This is a genomic window from Luteibacter sp. E-22, assembly GCF_049913125.1.
Taxonomy (GTDB): Bacteria; Pseudomonadota; Gammaproteobacteria; order Xanthomonadales; family Rhodanobacteraceae; genus Luteibacter.
In genome coordinates this window covers 1916324-1934539 of the sequence record NZ_CP183975.1, presented here as the reverse complement: position 1 = coordinate 1934539, position 18216 = coordinate 1916324, and the positions used below count along the sequence as shown (strand labels likewise).

General features: G+C 66.0%; 13 protein-coding genes. 1 reads left to right on the top strand and 12 read right to left on the bottom strand.

What is annotated here, in order from left to right; all coding sequences use genetic code 11:
- Positions 1-14 precede the first annotated feature (14 nt).
- The 8 genes from ACN9M2_RS08750 to rimP form a co-directional block, all read right to left on the bottom strand.
- Positions 15-2384: a glycoside hydrolase family 3 N-terminal domain-containing protein gene (locus tag ACN9M2_RS08750; RefSeq protein ID WP_426287685.1), complete on the bottom strand. Its 2370-nt coding sequence runs from the start codon at positions 2382-2384 to the stop codon at positions 15-17.
- A 334-nt stretch (positions 2385-2718) separates the two neighbouring features.
- Positions 2719-4824 carry a polyribonucleotide nucleotidyltransferase gene (pnp, locus tag ACN9M2_RS08745; RefSeq protein ID WP_426287684.1) on the bottom strand — a complete coding sequence of 702 codons (2106 nt, stop codon included), beginning with the start codon at positions 4822-4824 and terminating at the stop codon, positions 2719-2721.
- A gap of 30 nt (positions 4825-4854) precedes the next feature.
- Positions 4855-5124, bottom strand: a complete 270-nt coding sequence (gene rpsO / locus ACN9M2_RS08740; RefSeq protein ID WP_426287683.1) for a 30S ribosomal protein S15 — start codon at positions 5122-5124, stop codon at positions 4855-4857.
- Between the two features lie 142 nt (positions 5125-5266).
- On the bottom strand, positions 5267-6184 hold the full coding sequence (truB, locus tag ACN9M2_RS08735) for a tRNA pseudouridine(55) synthase TruB (protein WP_426287682.1): 918 nt from the start codon (positions 6182-6184) through the stop codon (positions 5267-5269).
- A 148-nt stretch (positions 6185-6332) separates the two neighbouring features.
- Positions 6333-6713, bottom strand: coding sequence for a 30S ribosome-binding factor RbfA (rbfA, locus tag ACN9M2_RS08730; protein ID WP_426287681.1), 381 nt, complete (start codon positions 6711-6713; stop codon positions 6333-6335).
- Positions 6714-6790: 77 nt separating this feature from the next.
- Entirely contained in the window at positions 6791-9673 is a 2883-nt protein-coding gene (infB, locus tag ACN9M2_RS08725; RefSeq protein WP_426287680.1) for a translation initiation factor IF-2, read from the bottom strand.
- Positions 9674-9806: 133 nt separating this feature from the next.
- A complete protein-coding gene (gene nusA / locus ACN9M2_RS08720) occupies positions 9807-11321 on the bottom strand; it encodes a transcription termination factor NusA (protein ID WP_306847367.1) in 1515 nt (504 codons plus the stop codon).
- A 45-nt stretch (positions 11322-11366) separates the two neighbouring features.
- Complete coding sequence (rimP, locus tag ACN9M2_RS08715; RefSeq protein ID WP_306847949.1) at positions 11367-11882, bottom strand: ribosome maturation factor RimP; 516 nt, start codon at positions 11880-11882, stop codon at positions 11367-11369.
- Between the two features lie 328 nt (positions 11883-12210).
- Between rimP and ACN9M2_RS08710 the strand changes: the two genes are divergently transcribed.
- Positions 12211-12852 carry a GIY-YIG nuclease family protein gene (locus ACN9M2_RS08710; RefSeq protein ID WP_426287679.1) on the top strand — a complete coding sequence of 214 codons (642 nt, stop codon included), beginning with the start codon at positions 12211-12213 and terminating at the stop codon, positions 12850-12852.
- Positions 12853-12890: 38 nt separating this feature from the next.
- Here ACN9M2_RS08710 and ACN9M2_RS08705 read toward each other — a convergent pair whose 3' ends face one another.
- The 4 genes from ACN9M2_RS08705 to ACN9M2_RS08690 all read right to left on the bottom strand — a co-directional run bounded on the left by ACN9M2_RS08705 (position 12891) and on the right by ACN9M2_RS08690 (position 17913).
- Positions 12891-13412 (bottom strand): 2'-5' RNA ligase family protein, encoded by a 522-nt coding sequence (locus tag ACN9M2_RS08705; protein ID WP_426287678.1) that lies wholly within the window; start codon positions 13410-13412, stop codon positions 12891-12893.
- Between the two features lie 9 nt (positions 13413-13421).
- Positions 13422-14420 carry a GlxA family transcriptional regulator gene (locus ACN9M2_RS08700; protein ID WP_426287677.1) on the bottom strand — a complete coding sequence of 333 codons (999 nt, stop codon included), beginning with the start codon at positions 14418-14420 and terminating at the stop codon, positions 13422-13424.
- Positions 14420-14983 (bottom strand): isochorismatase family protein, encoded by a 564-nt coding sequence (locus ACN9M2_RS08695; RefSeq protein WP_426287676.1) that lies wholly within the window; start codon positions 14981-14983, stop codon positions 14420-14422. Before ACN9M2_RS08695 ends, ACN9M2_RS08700 begins: the two co-directional genes overlap by 1 nt.
- A 713-nt stretch (positions 14984-15696) precedes the next feature.
- Positions 15697-17913 (bottom strand): protease pro-enzyme activation domain-containing protein, encoded by a 2217-nt coding sequence (locus ACN9M2_RS08690; RefSeq protein WP_426287675.1) that lies wholly within the window; start codon positions 17911-17913, stop codon positions 15697-15699.
- Positions 17914-18216 lie beyond the last annotated feature (303 nt).

Below are 18216 nucleotides of genomic sequence, written 5' to 3'. Positions count from 1 at the left end.
CGTATGGTACGCCGTCAAGGCGCGATCTCGAACGTCGCCTGCTGGTCGGCCCTGGAACTGCCGCCGACCCAGACGGTGTACCGCGTCGGTTCGACCACTTCTTCGCTTTTCGCGTTCCAGAACGACAGCTCGGGAAAGCCGAGCTGGAAGGTCACGCGCCTCGACTCACCGGGCTTCAAGGCTACGCGCTGGAACCCCTGCAGGCTGCGAACCGGCTGTTCGACGCTCGCACCCAGGTTGCGCACGTAGAGTTGCACCACCTCGGTGCCGGCACGTCGCCCGCTGTTCTTCACCGTGGCGGTCACGGTAACGAGGTCCTTCGCACTTTTACCGTTCGCTTCCGCCAACGGCACGCGGGAGCGCGATACCTGCACGTCCGAGTAGCCGAACGTGGTGTAGGACAAGCCATGGCCAAAGGCATACAGCGCGTCGTTGGGTACATCGATGTAGCGCGAGATGAACGCCGTGCCACGCGACGGCGGCTTCGACAGATCCGCATCGCCCGGCGGTCGGCCGGTCGGGAACTGGTTGTAGTAGAGCGGCTCCTGGCCGACCGCGCGCGGGAAGCTCATCGTCAGCTTGCCGCTGGGGGCGACGTCGCCGAACAGCACGTCCGCCACCGCGTTACCAGCCTCCGTGCCCGGAAACCACATGGCCATGATCGCGGGGACGTTCCGGTCGGCCCAATCGAGCACCAGGGGACGCCCCGAGAACACCAGCAGCACCACGGGCTTTCCGGTCGCGACGATCCGCTGGAGCAGTTCCTGCTGATTGCCGGGAAGATCCAGGTGCGCGCGCGAACCGGCTTCGCCACTCATGCGCGACGATTCGCCCAGCGCCATCACGACCACATCGGCCTTGGCGGCGGCGCCCATGGCCTCGGCGAAGCCCGCTTCGGAATCCGTCTCGATGTCGGTGCCCTTCGCGTACAGCAGCTCTCCGCCTTGTTTCTGCATGCGTGCCGTCAGCCCACCGCGCAGCGTGACCACATCGGGGAAATGCTGGGCACCGCCCCAGGCTCCCTGCATCTCACTGGCCGCGTCGGCGAGCGGGCCGATGAGGGCCAGTGTCTTCACGCGACGGTCGAGTGGCAGCACCGGTGCCGTGCCCTGTCCGCCGTTCTTGAGCAGCACGAAGGACTCTTCGGCGGCACGACGTACGAGGGGACGATGCGCGTCGACAGCCTGCACCACCTCGGTGCCACGAGCATAAGGGTGCTCGAACAGTCCCAGCGCGAATTTCACCCGCAGCACCCGCCGTACCGCTTCATCCACGGTCGCCATCGACAGCGTGCCTTCCCCCAGCAGCTTCGGAATCTGGGTGTCGTAGAAGTGGCTCATCATGTCCACCTCCACGCCGGCCTGCAGTGCTTTTCGGGTCGCCGTGGCGGCGTCCAGCGCGATGCCATGATGGGTCAACTCCATCACGGCGGTGAAGTCGCTCACCACGAAGCCGTCGAAGCCCCATTCCTTGCGCAGGATGTCCGTCATGAGATATGGACTGGCGGTGGCGGGCACGCCATTGAGCGCATTGAAGGCGCTCATCATCGTCGCCGCGCCGGCTTCGACAGCCGCCCGGTACGGCGGCAGGTACACCTGGCGCAAACGGACGTCCGACATGTCCGTCGTGTTGTACTCACGACCGGCCTCCGCCGCACCGTACGCGGCGAAATGCTTGACCGATGCCGCCACGCTTTCCGGGTCCGCGAGGTTCGTTCCCTGGTATCCATGAATGTAGGCGCGCGCCATGGCCGCGCCGAGGTAGGCATCTTCTCCCGCGCCTTCGGTCGAACGACCCCATCGCGCATCGCGCGAGATGTCGACCATCGGCGAGTAGAACCATTTCACGCCCCCAGTCGTCGCCTCGACAGCGGCCATGTGCGAAAGCTCCTGCACCAAGGCGGGGTCCCACGTCGCGGACAGCCCCAGGGGAACCGGATAGATGGTGCGGTATCCATGGATGATGTCTGCGCCGAACAGCAACGGAATACCCAGGCGGCTACCAAGCGCCGCCTCCTGGAACGGCCGGGTCTTCGCGGCACCGACGACGTTGAGCATCGAACCCAACTCGCCCTTCCGCGCCAACGCCATCGCGTCGACTTGTGAAAGCGTCTCCGGATTGACGGCAACCGCATTGCCGTCGGCAGGCGTGGGGGCGCCGCTCGCACCGTATTGCACGAGCTGGCCGATCTTCTCGGCCAGGGTCATCCGCGCCAGCAGCGCATCCACCTTCCGCTCGATTTCCGGCGAAGCGAGCCGTGCGTTCGACGCCGGAACGACAGCGGCGTCAGCAACCGATGTGGCGCCCGCGGCGCCGGCCAGGGCGAGGGATGCACCGAGCGAGAGCATGCGCACGGACGGGCGGGGACGGAATCGGAAGCTCATGCATTCTCCGGGGAGGCGTCGCCAAGTGGCGGCGACGGGGACGACTCAGGAATGTAAACGTTTGCGGCGGTCAAGGTAAACCTTGCTCACTCGGCTTCGCCATCGTGCTGATTTGCCGTCGAGGCAGGGGAGGCGTCGGGTGTCGTTCTCGGAGCGATTCCGCAGGGAGGCGAAGGCCGGACGAGGACTTAGCGACGAGAATGGCAGCCCACGGCTCCCCCTTCCTCGACGCAAAGAACCAACACGATGGCGAAGCCGAGCCGCCTCACAACCAGCACAAAAAAACCCGGCATCTCGCGATGCCGGGTTTTTATTCAACACTGAAAGCCAGGGATCAGCCGGTGACGTTCTCGTCTTCGGTGACGGCCTTCATCGACAGGCGGATGCGGCCCTGCTTGTCGACTTCCAGGACCTTGACCTTGACCAGGTCGCCTTCCTTGAGCTTGTCGGAGACCTTCTCGACGCGCTCGCTGGATATCTGCGACACGTGAACCAGACCATCCTTGCCCGGCATGATCGTGACGAATGCACCGAAGTCCATCAGCTTGGCGACCTTGCCTTCGTAGATGCGGCCCGGCTCGACGTCGGAGACGATCTGCTCGATGCGCTTACGCGCGGCTTCGGCGGCTTCGCGGTTGACCGACGCGATCACGACATTGCCATCGTCGGTGATGTCGATGGTGGTGCCAGTCTCTTCCGTGATCGAACGGATGGTGGCGCCACCCTTGCCGATCACTTCGCGGATCTTGTCCGGGTGGATCTTGATCGTCAGCAGGCGCGGCGCGAATTCGCTCATTTCCGAACGGGCCGTGCTCATCACCTTGGCCATCTCGCCGAGGATGTGCACGCGACCGCGCTTGGCCTGGGCCAGCGCCGTGCGCATGATCTCTTCGGTGATGCCTTCGATCTTGATGTCCATCTGCAGCGCGGACACGCCATCGGCGGTACCGGCCACCTTGAAGTCCATATCGCCGAGGTGGTCTTCGTCACCCAGGATGTCGGAGAGCACGACGAAGTCGTCGCCTTCCTTCACCAGGCCCATCGCGATACCGGCGACCGGCGACTTCAACGGAACGCCCGCGTCCATCATGGCCAGCGAGGAACCGCAGACCGAGGCCATCGACGAGGAGCCGTTCGACTCGGTGATTTCCGAGACGACGCGAACGACGTACGGGAACTCTTCGATCGTCGGCTTGACGGCCTGCACGCCGCGCTTGGCGAGACGGCCGTGGCCGATCTCGCGACGCTTCGGGCTGCCGACGCGACCGGTTTCGCCGACCGAGAACGGAGGGAAGTTGTAGTGGAAGAGGAACGTGTCCTTCCACTCGCCTTCCGGCGCGTCGATGATCTGCGAGTCGCGGGTGGTGCCGAGCGTGGCGACGACCAGGGCCTGCGTCTCGCCGCGGGTGAACAGCGCCGAGCCGTGCGTGCGCGGCAGGACGCCGACGCGCACCGAGATCGGGCGGATGTCGTCGAGCTGGCGACCGTCGATGCGGACCTTGGTGGACAGCACGCCGTCGCGCAGGGTGCGGTACTCGACCTCACCGAAGGCGGCGCCGATGTCGCCATCGGTCCAGCCGTTGGCTTCGGACTGGGCGGCGAGCGCGGCCTTCACCTCGGTCTTCAGCGCGCCGATGACGTCGCGGCGAGCCAGCTTGTCGCGGATCTGGAAGGCTTCGGCGAAACGGTTGCCGACAACGGCCTTGACCGCGTCGTACAGCGCCGTCTTGGCAGCCGGGGCTTCCCACTTGAACGTCTTGACACCGGCTTCGGCGACGAAGGCGTTGATCGTGTCGATGGCGGCCTGCATCTGCTGGTGGCCGAAGACCACCGCGCCGAGCATGACGTCTTCGCTGAGCAGCTTGGCTTCCGATTCCACCATCAACACGGCCTTGGCCGTACCGGCGACGACGAGGTCGAGGTCGGAGGTCTTCAGCTGGGCAGCCGTCGGGTTCAGGATGTACTGGCCGTTGGCGTAACCGACGCGGGCAGCGCCGATCGGGCCCTTGAAGGGCACGCCGGCCAGCGTCATGGCGGCCGAGGCGCCGATCAGGGCCGGGATGTCACCGTCGACTTCCGGGTTCAGCGACACGACCTGTGCGATGACCTGGATCTCGTTGCGGAACTCTTCCGGGAACAGCGGACGGAGCGGGCGATCGATGAGGCGCGAGGTCAGCGTCTCCTTCTCGGTCGGACGGCCTTCACGCTTGAAGAAGCCACCCGGGATGCGACCAGCGGAGTAGAACTTCTCCATGTAGTCGACCGTGAGGGGGAAGAAGTCCTGGCCCTCGCGTGCCTTGGGGGCCGCGACGACCGTCACCAGGACGACCGTGCCGCCCATGCTGACCATGACCGCACCGGAGGCCTGCCGGGCGATTTCGCCCGTCTCCAGTGTGACTTCGTGACTACCGTACTGGAATGACTTGGTTACTTTCGCCACTTCGATCTCTCCTCGTCCTGTTCCGGTGGTTTAGCGGCGCAGGCCGAGGCGTTCGATCAGGGTCTGGTAGCGGGCGAGGTCATTCGCCTTGAGGTACTGCAGGAGCTTCTTGCGACGGTTGACCATGCTGATCAGGCCGCGACGCGAGTGGTGGTCCTGCTTGTGCGCCTGGAAGTGATCCTGCAGCGCGGTGATGTTCGCGGACAGCAGCGCGACCTGGACTTCGGTCGAGCCGGTGTCGTTTTCCTTGCGACCGTAGTCCTTGATGATCTGGCTGGTCTGTTCGACGGTGAGCGACATGTGTATCGATTCCTTAAAAGCGGGTGCGAGACTTGCGCAACCTCAACGACTACCGATGAAGTTGCGCAAGCCTCGCTTTTGATGAAAGCCGTTAAACGAGCACGTAATTGTAACGTCCTGCGCGTAGTGGCAACAAGCCCGGTCAGACGGGCGGCAGGTTGAATCCCCTGAGGACGCGAAGGATACCGTCTTCACCGACCTCTCCCAAGGCCATCAGGCGCCCGTCGGCGCCCCGGACCCCGCAACGGCCAGGGACCGCGCCCTGCCCCAGCGGCACGGGCTGGCCGAATCCCAGCACCCGGGCCTGGTCCGGGTCGAGATCCACCCGGGGGATATGGGCCAGGCCCGCTTCCACGGGCAGGAGGCAGGCCTCGAGCTGATCCGGCCCCGTCTCGGCGGCTTCGTGCAACTGCTCGAGCGTGACCATGGCGGGCGCCATGAAGGGTTCGACCCAGAGCCGGCGCAGGCCGGTCAGGTGGGCGCCGCAACCCAGGTTCGCGCCGAAATCGACCGCGAGGCTGCGCACGTAGGTGCCCGAGCCACACTCGACGAACAGGCGCACGGTGTCGCCTTCGCGATCGAGCACGTCCAGGCGGTAGACATCGACTTCGCGGGCGGGAACGTCCACGGCCTCGCCGCGGCGGGCGCGGACATACAGCGGCACGCCATCCTGCTTGATCGCCGAGTAGGCGGGCGGGACCTGGACGATGTGGCCGCGCAGGGGCGCCAGGGCGGCCTCGATGGTCGCGTCGTCGAGTGAGGGAACCGGGCGCGTCTCGACCACCTCGCCCTCCAGGTCGGCCGTGGTGGTGGTGACGCCCAGGCGCACCTCGGCTTCATAGGCCTTGCGCGAACCCAGCAGCCAGCCGGCGATCTTGGTGGCCTCGCCGAAGCAGAGCGGCAGCAATCCCGTCGCCAGCGGATCGAGGCTGCCCGTATGGCCCCCCTTGGCCGCGCCCACGAGCCGTCGCGCCGTCTGCAAGGCCTGGTTGGAACTCAGGCCCAGCGGCTTGTCGAGCAGGAGGATGCCGTGGATGTCACGGAAGGTTCGGCGGTTCATGGGGCAGCGTGGTTCGATATGGCGGCGTTATGTGGGGGAGCCGGCCATGCCGGCGATCCCGCGGCAGCGGGCAACCTTGTCGCGAGCACCCTATCGCCGCTGAGGCGGCTCCCACATGAGCCCATGGGCTCAGATCTTGTCCGACGACTCAGGTCTCGTCCGACGACCCGGGTTCGGCCGGGGGAACGGGATTCTCGCGCAACAGGCGTTCGATCCGCTCGCCGGTGTCCACGGATTCGTCGTACTTGAACTTCAGCTCGGGCACGCGGCGAAGGCGCATGGAACGCGACAGCGCGCGGCGGAATTCCGGGGCCAGTTCCTTCAGCGCCTTGACCGCGACGACCGACTGGTCGGGCATCAGCGCGGTCACCCACACCGTGGCCCAGTCGAGGTCCTTGGTCACTTCCACGTCGGACACGCTGACCGACGGCAACGCGTGATCGCGTACCGCGGCATGCACCAGGAGGCCGATCTCGCGCCGGAGTTCGGCGGAGACGCGGTCGGTGCGCTTGAAATCACGGGACGGCATATCCGCCTCCAGTTTTTAGGGGTGCAATAACGAATAAAGCCTCCCCGGCATATGCCGGGGAGGCGCATTGCCCGCTGTTACAGCGTGCGGGCCACTTCGATGCGCTCGAAGCATTCGATCTGGTCGCCGACCTTCACGTCGTTGTACTGCTTCACGGCGATACCGCATTCCATGCCGTTGCGGACCTCGTCCACCAGCTCCTTGAAGCGGCGGAGCGATTCCAGTTCGCCCTGGAACACGACGACGTTGTCGCGCAGCACGCGGATCGGTTTGGACCGCTTGACGAAGCCCTCGGTGACCATGCAACCCGCCACGGCGCCGAACTTCGACGAACGGAATACGTCGCGGACCTGCGCGATACCGATGATCTCCTCGCGGATTTCCACGCCGAGAAGGCCCGACGCCGCCTGCTTCACCTGGTCGATGACGTCGTAGATGATCGAGAAGTAACGGACATCGAGGCCGTTGGTGTCGATCACCTTGCGCGCCGACGCGTCGGCACGGACGTTGAAGCCGATGATCAGCGCCTTGGAGGCCGCCGCCAGGGTGGCTTCCGATTCGGTGATGCCGCCCACGCCGGACGAGATCACGTTCACCTTCACCAGGTCGTTGCCGATCTGGGTGAGCGAATCGCGCAGCGCTTCCACCGAACCCTGCACATCGGCCTTGACCAGGATGTTGAGGGTCTGCTGGCCTTCGCCCTGGCCCATCTGGGCCATGATGTCTTCGAGACGGTTCGACTTCGAAACGAGGCGGTTCTCGCGACGCTTCTGCTGACGTTCGGCGGCGACCTGGCGGGCGAGACGCTCGTCCTCGACCGCGACGAAGTCGTCACCCGACTCCGGCACGCCGGAAAGACCCAGCACCTGCACGGGAATCGACGGGCCGGCCTCGTTCACCTGCTTGCCGGTCTCATCGACGAGCGCACGCATGCGGCCGTATTCGATACCGCAGACGACGAAATCGCCCTTCTTCAGCGTGCCCTGCTGGACCAGCACCGTCGCCACCGGGCCACGGCCACGGTCGAGGCTGGATTCGATCACGACACCCGAGGCACGGCCATCGGCCACCGCCTTGAGTTCCATGATCTCCGCCTGGATCGAGATCGCGTCGAGCAGCGCTTCGACACCGTCGCCGGTCTTCGCCGAAAGCGGCACGAACGGCGTGTCGCCGCCCCACTCTTCCGGGATGACTTCGAGGTTCGCGAGGCCTTGCTTCACGTTGTCCGGATTGGCGTCGGACTTGTCCATCTTGTTGACCGCGACGATCAGCGGCACCTTGGCGGCGCGCGCGTGACGCACGGCTTCCTGCGTCTGCGGCATGACGCCGTCGTCCGCGGCGACCACGAGCACCACGATATCCGTGGACTGCGCACCGCGTGCGCGCATCGAGGTGAACGCGGCATGGCCCGGGGTGTCGAGGAAGGTGATCACGCCACGGCTGGTTTCGACGTGGTACGCGCCGATGTGCTGCGTGATGCCGCCGGCTTCGCCCGAGGCGACCTTCGTGCGGCGGATGTAATCCAGCAGCGAGGTCTTGCCATGGTCGACGTGACCCATGATCGTGACCACCGGCGGACGCGTGACCTTCTCGCCCTCGAGCTCGACGCTCTGGGTGTGCGAGGCCAGCGCGGCTTCCGCGTCGTTCTCGGTCGCGCGGACCGGGTTATGGCCCAGTTCCTCGACGACGAGCGCCGCGGTGTCGTGATCGATCGTCTGGTTGATGGTCGCCATGACGCCCATCTTGAACAGCGCCTTGACTACCTCGGCGCCCTTCACGGCCATCTTCTGCGCCAGCTCGGCGACGAGGTTGTTATCGCCGATCACCACGTCGCGAACCACGGCGACGGTCGGCCGCGTGAAACCATGCGGACCACCCGACGAAGCGCCGCCACGCGGTGCCTCGGCACGGCCCTTGGCCTTGCCGCCACGGCGATTGCCACTGGAACGGCGCGCGCGGTCGGCATCGGACAGGTGCAGTTCGCCAGCGGCGAAACGCTTGCCACCCGCCTCGCGATCGCGGCCACCGCCGCCACCACCACCACCGCCGCCCTGTTTCGGACGCGCGTTGCCACGTGAATCGTTGGCGGCCGCCACCGCGCCCGGTGCCGGGCGGGAAGCGGGCGCGGACGCCGCGGGACGCGCGGCGGCCGGAGCCGGCGCAGGCGCCGGAGCGGGTGCCGGCGGCGGAACCGGAGCGGGAGCCGGCTTGGCGATCACGCGCTCGCGCTTACGCGGCTCGTGGATGCGCGGCAGGATCATGCCGAGCGAGCGCGTATCGAGCTTGCCCGTCTGGTGGGTCACGCCATCGTCGTTGCCGGGCGCCGCAACTGCCGGGGCGGATGCCTCGACCGTCGACGGAGCGTCCGCGGGGGCTTGTGCCTGCTCGGCGCGTGCGCGTTCCGCCGCGGCCTGTTCGGCCTCGGCGTGGCGACGCGCTTCCGCGGCGGCCTCTTCCTGGCGGCGCGCTTCGGCCTCGGCTTCGCGACGGGCCGCCTCGGCCTGTTCGCGGCGCTCGGCTTCCTCGCGGCGGGCCGATTCCTCGTGCTCGCGCTGGGCGTGCGACTCGGCCAGCTTGCGCGCGGCTTCCTCGCGCTCCGGCTCGTGTGCGGCATCTTCCGCGATCGCGCTGCGCTTGACGTACGTGCGCTTGGTGCGGACCTCGACGTTGACCGTCTTGGCGGCGCCAGCGCCCCGGCCCGTGCCGGAGTTCACTTTCAGCTCGCCAACGGTGCGGCGCTTGAGCGTGATCTGGCGCGGCGCCGACTCGTCCGCTTCGGGAGCGGCGTCGTTCTTGCCATGCGTGCGACGCAGGAAGCCAAGCAGCTTGAACTTTTCAGTGCTGCTGATGACTTGCTCCGCATCGGAGAATTTCATTCCGGCTTCGCCAAGCTGCCCAAGCAGCTTGTCGACCGGCAAACCCAGTTGCTGGGCGAGTTGTTTGATAGTGACGTCCGACATCGTTATTTATTCTCCGCCGTTCCCGCGCGTAACCCTACGTGCCGACGATGACCCGTACGGCTGCCTCCATCCATGGCGGGAGACCTCATGGCCTCCCTCGAGGCGCCCGTCCAGGACGCTTCCGGTCTCGCGCTCAGCCACCTTTCTCCAGGCGGGCGATCATCGGTGCGCGCGCAGCCATGATCAGCTGCGATGCGCGCTCCTCGGTCATGCCTTCGATATCGATGAGCTCGTCGACGGCGAGGTCGCCCAGGTCGTCGAGCGTCTTCACACCACGATCCGCCAGCGCGAAGGCGGTCGCTTCATCCATGCCGTCCATTCCGAGCAGTTCCTCGGACGGAGCGTTTTCCTCCACGCCTTCCTCGGCGGCAAGCGCCTCGGTCAGCAGGGCGTCGCGAGCACGGGCGCGAAGTTCCTCGACGATGTCCTCGTCGAAGCCTTCGACCGCCAGCAATTCGGCGCTCGGCACGTACGCGATTTCTTCCACGGACGAGAAGCCTTCCTGCACCAGGATGCTGGCGATTTCCTCGTCCACTTCCAACTTGTCCTGGAACAGCGCCAGGGCGGCGGCCTGCTCGGCCTCGCTCTTGGCGGTGACCTGGTCCTGCGTCATCACGTTGAGCTGCCAGCCGGTGAGCTTGCTGGCGAGGCGCACGTTCTGGCCACCGCGGCCGATCGCCTGGGACAGCTTGTCCTCGGCGACGGCGATGTCCATCGAATGCTTCTCTTCATCCATGATGATCGACTGCACTTCGGCCGGCGCCATCGCGTTGATGACGTACTGGGCCTGGTTCTCGTGCCACAGGATGATGTCGACGCGCTCGCCATTGAGCTCGTTCGACACGGCCTGCACGCGCGAACCACGCATGCCGATGCATGCACCGATGGGATCGGTACGGCTGTCGTGCGCCACCACGGCGATCTTGGCGCGATCGCCCGGATCGCGGGCGCAGCCCTTGATTTCCACCAGGCCCTGGCCGACTTCCGGCACTTCGAGCTTGAACAGTTCGATCATGAATTCCGGCGCGCTGCGCGAAACGAACAGCTGCGGACCGCGGATTTCAGACTTCACTTCATAGAGGTAACCACGCACGCGGTCGCCCACGCGGGCCGACTCGCGGGGAATGGTCTTGTCGCGCGGGATGAACGCCTCGGCGTTGCTGCCCAGGTCGAGGTAGACGTTGCCGCGCTCGACGCGCTTGACGATACCGGTGACCAGTTCGCCCACGCGATCGGCGAAGGCGTCGACCACCTGCTGGCGCTCGGCTTCGCGGACACGCTGCACGATCACCTGCTTGGCCGCCTGTGCCGCGATGCGGCCGAACTCGGCGTTCTCGATCTGGTGCTCGATCCAGCCACCGACCTCGGCCACTTCGTCCTCGCCCGCCTCGTCCTGCGCGTCCATCAGGCGGATCTGGAAGGACGGGTCCTCCATCTCGCCGTCGTCCGCGATGATCTCCCAGCGACGGAAGGTCTCGTAGTCGCCCGTGTTGCGATCGATCTCGACGCGGATGTCGGGATCCTCATCGGGGTAGCGCTTCTTGGCAGCCGAGGCCAGCGCCGCTTCCATGGCTTCGAAAATGACTTCGCGCGGTACGCCCTTTTCGTTGGCGACCGCGTCAACTACCAGCAAAAGTTCTTTGCTCATTGCCGCTACTCCCGTAAGGATGCCCCGCGGCACCCCGTCGTTTCGTTATTTGGGTTTCTTTCCGCCCGGCGTGGGCTTCGGCTGCGGCGCATAGCCGAGGGCCACCCAGTCGGGAACCACGCGGGCGCTTTCGACGTCCGCATGCTCGAATTCGAATCTGCCGGCCTCGCCCTCGACCACAATGTGCTCGCCGTTTACTTCAACGACGTTGCCCTTGAGTCGCCGACGCCCCTCGATCGGGGCCTTCAGCAGCACCTTGACCTCCTGGCCAGCCACGCGGGCGAACTGCCCGGCCGTGAACAGGGGGCGGTCGATGCCAGGGGAGGAGACCTCCAGTACATAGTTGCCGGGAATCGGATCTTCAACGTCCAGGAAGGCCGAGAACTCGCGGCTCGCGGCCTCGCAGTCCTCCACCGTGACCTCGCGCTCGCCACCGGGCACGTCGAGATAGACGCGCAGGGTGCTCTGCCCGCCGGACGGGATGAATTCGATGCCGAGGACCTCGAGACCGAGATCGGCCACGATGTCCGAGAATCGCTGTGAAAGTGCGTTGGTATCCACGTTACCTGCGGTTTTTGCGGTTTTCCGGTCGCCAGAAACAAAAAAAGGGCGCGAACGGCCCATTCCTTTCGTCGCCGATGTATCCCGACACTTTCCTCCAGCGCCCTCCGCGATGCCCTGACGGCGCTCACAGTGTGTCGCAGGGAGCCTCCTTGCGCCCAACAAAAAAGCCTCACGAGGAGGCTTTCTTGTAAAAAGAAAGTTCCTTGAAGCGTCGCTCGACGAAAGGCCGAAACCGCCGTCAACGCCACTTAAGATTCACGAATTCTATCGCATTTTTGTCCGTTCATGCAAGTTGGCCGCCCCCTCTCCCAGGGATACTTTCACAATGACGGACGAAGCACCCTACCCCCGATTCGCCTCCCGAGGCCGCGCCTACGTCTACGTGGTGCCGTGCCGGGACGAGGACCTGCTCAAGCTGGGCTTCTCGCGCGACCCGTTCACCCGGTTCAGCACCCTGCACCGGCGCTTCTTCGAGTTCTTCGACCTCGACCGGGGGCTGCTGGTGGACGCCGAGCGTGTCGCCGCGGCCAGGCGGATCGAGCGCCGCCTGATCGGCGCCTTCACGGAATATCACGCCATGGCCCCGCTGGTGGTGCCGGCCGCGGCGGGCGGGCATACGGAGTGGTATCGAGGCGCCCACCCCGAAGTGGCCGGCCTGCTACGGAGCATCGCGACGGAGGAAGGCCTGGTGCTGCAGGAGGGCCTGCGACCCTGGCTCCGTGCCCACCTCATGACCCGCGCGGACCTGCTGCACGACTGGTCGCTGCGCATCGTCGAGACGCTCGACTGGGCCCGTAACAACGCCCCGGACGACCCGGGTGCGGCACGCCTCCGCCAAGCCTTGCTGGACACATGGGCCATGTTCGAGGCGTCCGGGATCGACGTCCGGTCGCTGGTCCCTGCCGTCGTCATGCACTGGTACGACCATGGCGATCATCGCCGCCTTTTCGGCGAAGACCGCGTCTAGCCAGTCTGGGCCTGGAAACCGCGTGGAAACGAATGCGGTCAGGATAGCCCGAGGGGAACAGACACCAAGCTGCGCCACGCACCCGAGGCACGCTGCATGACATGGAGGTGGCGGCAGACGCATGGAATCGGCCCGCTCGCATGCAGGCGGTCTTCCAAGGTCGTCACGATGACGGCACGGTCGCCGCGAACGTTCCTGGCCACCGACAGATGCGGCACGTAATCGGGAAACGCCCTGCCATCGCGCGGCCGTTCCGGAAACGCCGCCTCCAGAGCGGCAGCAAGCGCCACGATGGCGTCGCCGGGCGACGGTCCGAGCCATACGGTCGAGGGAAACGTCCGCACCGAGTCCAGGTAGAACGAGGGTGGAGCATGGGCCCGCGCGACATCGCGCAATCGTTCCATCGCCTCTTCATCGATGGTGCCGCTGTCGACGAATGGATAAACGAGCGTGATGTGGGCCCCCAGCCCCATCTGTGCCGCGGGGTCGAGTCGCGCGCGCAAATCGCCGACCATGGGTTCGGCTTCCGGAACCATCAATGCCAGCAGGGTTCGGCTCATGGATGCATTTTATACCTCGACCTCGCGCATCCGGCTTGGCGGCAGGTCGTTCACGCGTGCCCATGCGCGGCGCAACTGGCGTGATGAACCGAACCCGGCCCTTTCCGCCACGGCCTCGATATCCAGGCGCGATCCCGTGAGCAATTCGCGAGCAAGGGCGACCCGCATGCGATTCACGTAGTCGGTGACGCTCATGCCCGTGTGCTCGTTGAACAGGCGCGACAGGTTCCGCGGACTCGATGCCGCGACCGACGCCAGCGATCCCACGGACCAATCGCGCGCCGGATCGGCCGCTACCGCATCTTGCGCACGATGGACCGCGGCATGCATGTGATTGCGCCCTTCCAGCCACGGAGAAAGTTGAGGATCGCCACCGGCCCTGCGCAGGTAGACCACCAGGAAGCGCGCGACAGCCAGCGCCACGGGTGGCCCAGCCAGGGTGGCCACGAGGTGCAGCATCAGGTCGACGCCCGCAGTGATCCCCGCGCTGGTCAGACGTTCGCCATCCTCGACGTACAGGCGGTTCTCCCGCACGCGGGCGGCCGGCGCGGCACGCGTCAGCTGCGCGGTGCAACCGTGGTGCGTCGTGCACTCGTAGCCGTCGAGCAGACCCGCGCGGGCCACGAGCAAGGCGCCTGAGCAGATCGAAACCACGCGCATGCCCGGCCTCACCACCTTGCGCAGCCAGGCGACAATCGAGTCTTCGCTCGCATCGTCCTGCGCGGCCGTCGTCCGGCCAACGCCAAGCGGAACGTCCGCCGCGCCGGGAACCACGACGATGGCTCCTTCCGCAATACGGGCAGGCAAGGCTCCGATGCCTGCGACGCCCAGGCCGATCGAACTGCCTACCGTGCGCGCGGGACCGACATAGGTAACATCGAAGCGAATGGCTTCCTGTTCCAGGTTCGCCCTACGCAATACCTCGATCGGTCCCGCGACATCTAGCAGCAACACCCGCGGCGGGACCACCACGTAGACCGATATCTGGCGCGGCGAGGATTTTGGCATCAGGCCGCCGTGCGCGGCATCCCCACCAGCGCCTCCTCGACCGTGGCGATCCGCGCGAAACGGCCGGCAAGCACCAGTTCCGTACGAGCCCGGATTTCCGCCGCGCTCCACTCGCGGCCCTCCACGTCGACCATCGGGAACGTGAGTGTCGCTTCACCTACGTAGTCGACGTCATAACCGAGGTCGGAGGCATGGCGCGCGGTGGTTTCGCAACATTGTTCGGTGCGCACACCGGAAACGATCACTCGCCGGATACCGTGCGTCGTCAACCAGACATCGAGGCCCGAACCCACCAGCGCACTATGGCGGCGCTTGCGGAACGTGACGTCGGCGTCGATACGAAGCGGCGCCAGGGTGGTCACGAAACCCGATGCTTCGGAAAACACCCCGCTTTCTTCCACATGGAATATCTGCACGACGGGAATCCCATTCCGCTTCGCCCCATCGACTAGGGCCTGCTGCCTGCCAATATAAGCAGCCACATCATCATCGCGCCAGTAGGGACGATGGCGAAAGGACTCCTGGGCGTCGATGACGATCAAGGCGGTATCGGCAATGGACATGGCGGTTTCCTATGGAAAGAGAACGCCAGTTTCCGCTTCGCCGAACCAGCCCGACAGGCCACGCCCGGACGCAGACCGGACAATTTACGCCATGTTGTTGGGGGGGCCGGGGATGAGCCGTCGACCGCCATTCGGTTGGCCGTCGCTCTGGTGGGAGCCGACTCTGTCGGCGATGGGTGCTTGCCTCGACCGGGCCCGCTGCCGCGGGATCGCCGACAGAGTCGGCTCCCACCAGGGTATGGCGATCCAACAGGGTGCGGTGCTTGGCGGTGTGTCGCGGTGTTCCGTGTGCGGTATGCGGTATGCGCTGCGGTGTCCGGCGACCTTCGCTCTTTCGCTTTTTCGCCTCAACCCACCGCAGTCGTGACTGAGCTGCCGGGCGTCCCCCTCGGCGCGCCATGAGGCGACGAGGACGGCCGGGCGGAAAAGGCCCGCAGGGGATCGGCCTGGACGGCCGATCGTTTTCGCTGAGGCAGGAGCCGAATCGAAAACCCCCGCCCGACCGTCCGAGCCCGAAGGGGCGCAGCCATCGAACACGGCCGCGCAGCGGCTTTCCTTCCCCAAGGGCCGGCGCCGCCTGGCGCGCCGAGGGGGACGCCCGGCAGCTCCCCCGCGAGCCACACAACGAACGCGAGGGCAAAGCCGAGCCCGACAAAAAAAGCGCCCGCTCTCTCAAGCGGGCGCCCTTCTTCACGGTGTTGCCTACCTATCGATCAGTTCGTCCACGTCGCCTTCAAGGTCACGCCCGAGAACGAGGTATAGCCGTTGAGCATCACGTAGTACGTGCCGGTTTGCGGCGAGGAGAACGAGCAGCTTTCCGTGTTGCCCGTGATGTACGGGCGGCAGTCGTAGCTCGACGTGGTAGGCGCCGAGCCGAACTTCACGTACAGGTCGGCATCGCCCGTGCCGCCCGAGATCGCGATCTTCAGGTTGGTCGCCCCGGAGGGGATGGCCACGGTGTAGTTGACCTTGCCGTTCTGCGCCGCCGCCAGCCCCGTCACCGCCACACCGTTCTGCAACACATTGCCGGGCGGCGGAGTCGTGCCGCCACCGCTCACCCAGTTGGCCTGGGCATAGGTGTTCAGCTTGCCGATGTCGAAGCTGCCGAAACCGGTCGCCTCGTCGAAGCCGGTGGCCGCGGTGTAGCCATGGCTCTGGTAGCCGTTGTTGCCGGAGGTCACGTCGTGCAACAACGAGGTCTGCGTCGGGAAGGCCTGGTAGAACTTCGAGGCCGGGAAGCCGATGGCGTTGTTCGCCACCGATTCGATACGCGCGAACGCACCCACGAACAAGGGCGAGGCGAGGCTCGTGCCGCCCACCTGCTCCGTCGAGCCGTTCACGACGATCAACGCACCGGAGGACGAGGCGGCGTCGAACGACACGTCAGGACCGACACGCTTGGTCGAACTGGTGACCGAGGACTGCCACGACGGTGCCGTCTCGAACAGGCTGGTGCCACCGCCGGTGGCCCACAGGCGCTGGTTGTTGTCGCCCTGGCTCGGCGCGATGGCCGACAGGCCTTCGTTCCACACCGTTTCGCCGCTCCACGTCGTGCCACTGGTGGACAGCTGCGTGCCGCCCACCTGGATCACATAGGGCGAGCTGGCCGGCTCGCTCACCGAGTAATGGGTGAGATCGATCTTCACCGTACCCGCGGAGTTGGCCACGTAGCCCGGGGAACCCGTCAGCGGGTCCGACGACCACTGGTACACGCCCGCGTCGCCGGCCGCCACGGAGAACGTCTGTCCCTGTGCCACGGCCTGCTGGAAGATGGCATCGTCGGCGGCCTGCGTACCCGATTGCTCCGCGGCCGTTTCGTCTTCGCCGAGCGAGACGTTGATCAGCTTCGCGATGTTGTCGGTCACGGCACGGTTGAACGTCGCCGTGATGCCCGCGTTCGTGATGCCGCTGGAACTCGAATCACCGTTGGCCGAGGTGTAGAAGATCAGCTGCTTGACGCCACCGGCGATGCCGACGATGTCCTGGCTGTCGAGCGACCATTCGCCGTTGGAATCGGGATCGTTGGCGAACGTGCCGCTGCCGACCTTCGTGATGGTGGAGTTCACCGTGGCGAGGCCGGCGCTGGACGTGAAGCTGTTGAGATCGGCGACCGTCTGGGTGATCGAACCCCACGTGATGATGCCCACGGCGGTGTTGGTCGCCGCCGGCACGCTGGAACCGCCGTAGATGGCGGCGAAGTCCTGCGGGTGGTGCGAGCTGACGGCCGCGGTGGCCAGCGTGCTCGATGCCGGTCCAGGCACGGTCACGTTCTCGGGCTTGTACACATGGTGCAGCGTGTGTTTCACCGACACGTTCTGCAAGCCCAGCACGGCATCGACCGAATCGCCGAGTGCGGAAGGAACCAGTGCGGGTGTGTCGTTGGCGAAGAACTCACGCCCGTTCGCGTTGAAGCGCTTGATCGACGTATGGAAGCCATTGGCCGCGGTACCGGCGGTGCCGTCGGCGGAAACCAGCAGGTTGTTGGGCGCCACTTCGATATTCGTGAAGCCGGCCTGCTGCAGGTGCGCGACGACCGCGTCGACCTGCGCCTGGGTCGGCGCGAAACGCGCCTTGAACTGATCCGGCGTGAGGAACTTGCCATACAGCGGATTGCCCGGCGTGGTGACGCCGGCCAGGAAAGTCTGCAACTGGTCGGGATTGCGCAGTTTGAGGCTGACGGTAACGTGCAGCGGTTGGTCCGACGCCATCGCCGTCACCGCCGCGCCGTCGATATGCGGGGAGCCGGTCATGTTGAGCGCGTAACCGGTGGAGGCCGCCTGCGTCGCCGCCACGGGTAGCATCGCCGCTCTCGTATGCGTGGATACCCACGCGTCCTCCGCATGCGCGGAAAGGGACGGCATCGCCAGCGCGATCGCCATCGTCAGTACCGTCTTGCGCGTGATCCCTGAAGCAAATGCATCGATCTTCATGATTGATCCTTCCATTAGCCCGTAGATTGCTTCCGCCAAGGCGGAAGCCCTGACACTGCTGGCGTTATGGCTAAGCGGCACCTTCCCCGCCGGTCCGACGGACTCCTGCTGCGTGCATCGCAGGAAATCGCGAATTCCCCCACCGTCCCGCCTGTTGCTCCCCCTGCGGGGTCGAGCAATGGGCGGACGAGCTTTCATCAGGCTTTCCGCGTGGCGTGTCGGACACGCCGGAAAGGCCTGTCCGTGACGTGCCCCGCAGAATGGGATGAGAAATGGAGACCGCGGCACGCCAGACGCGGGCGC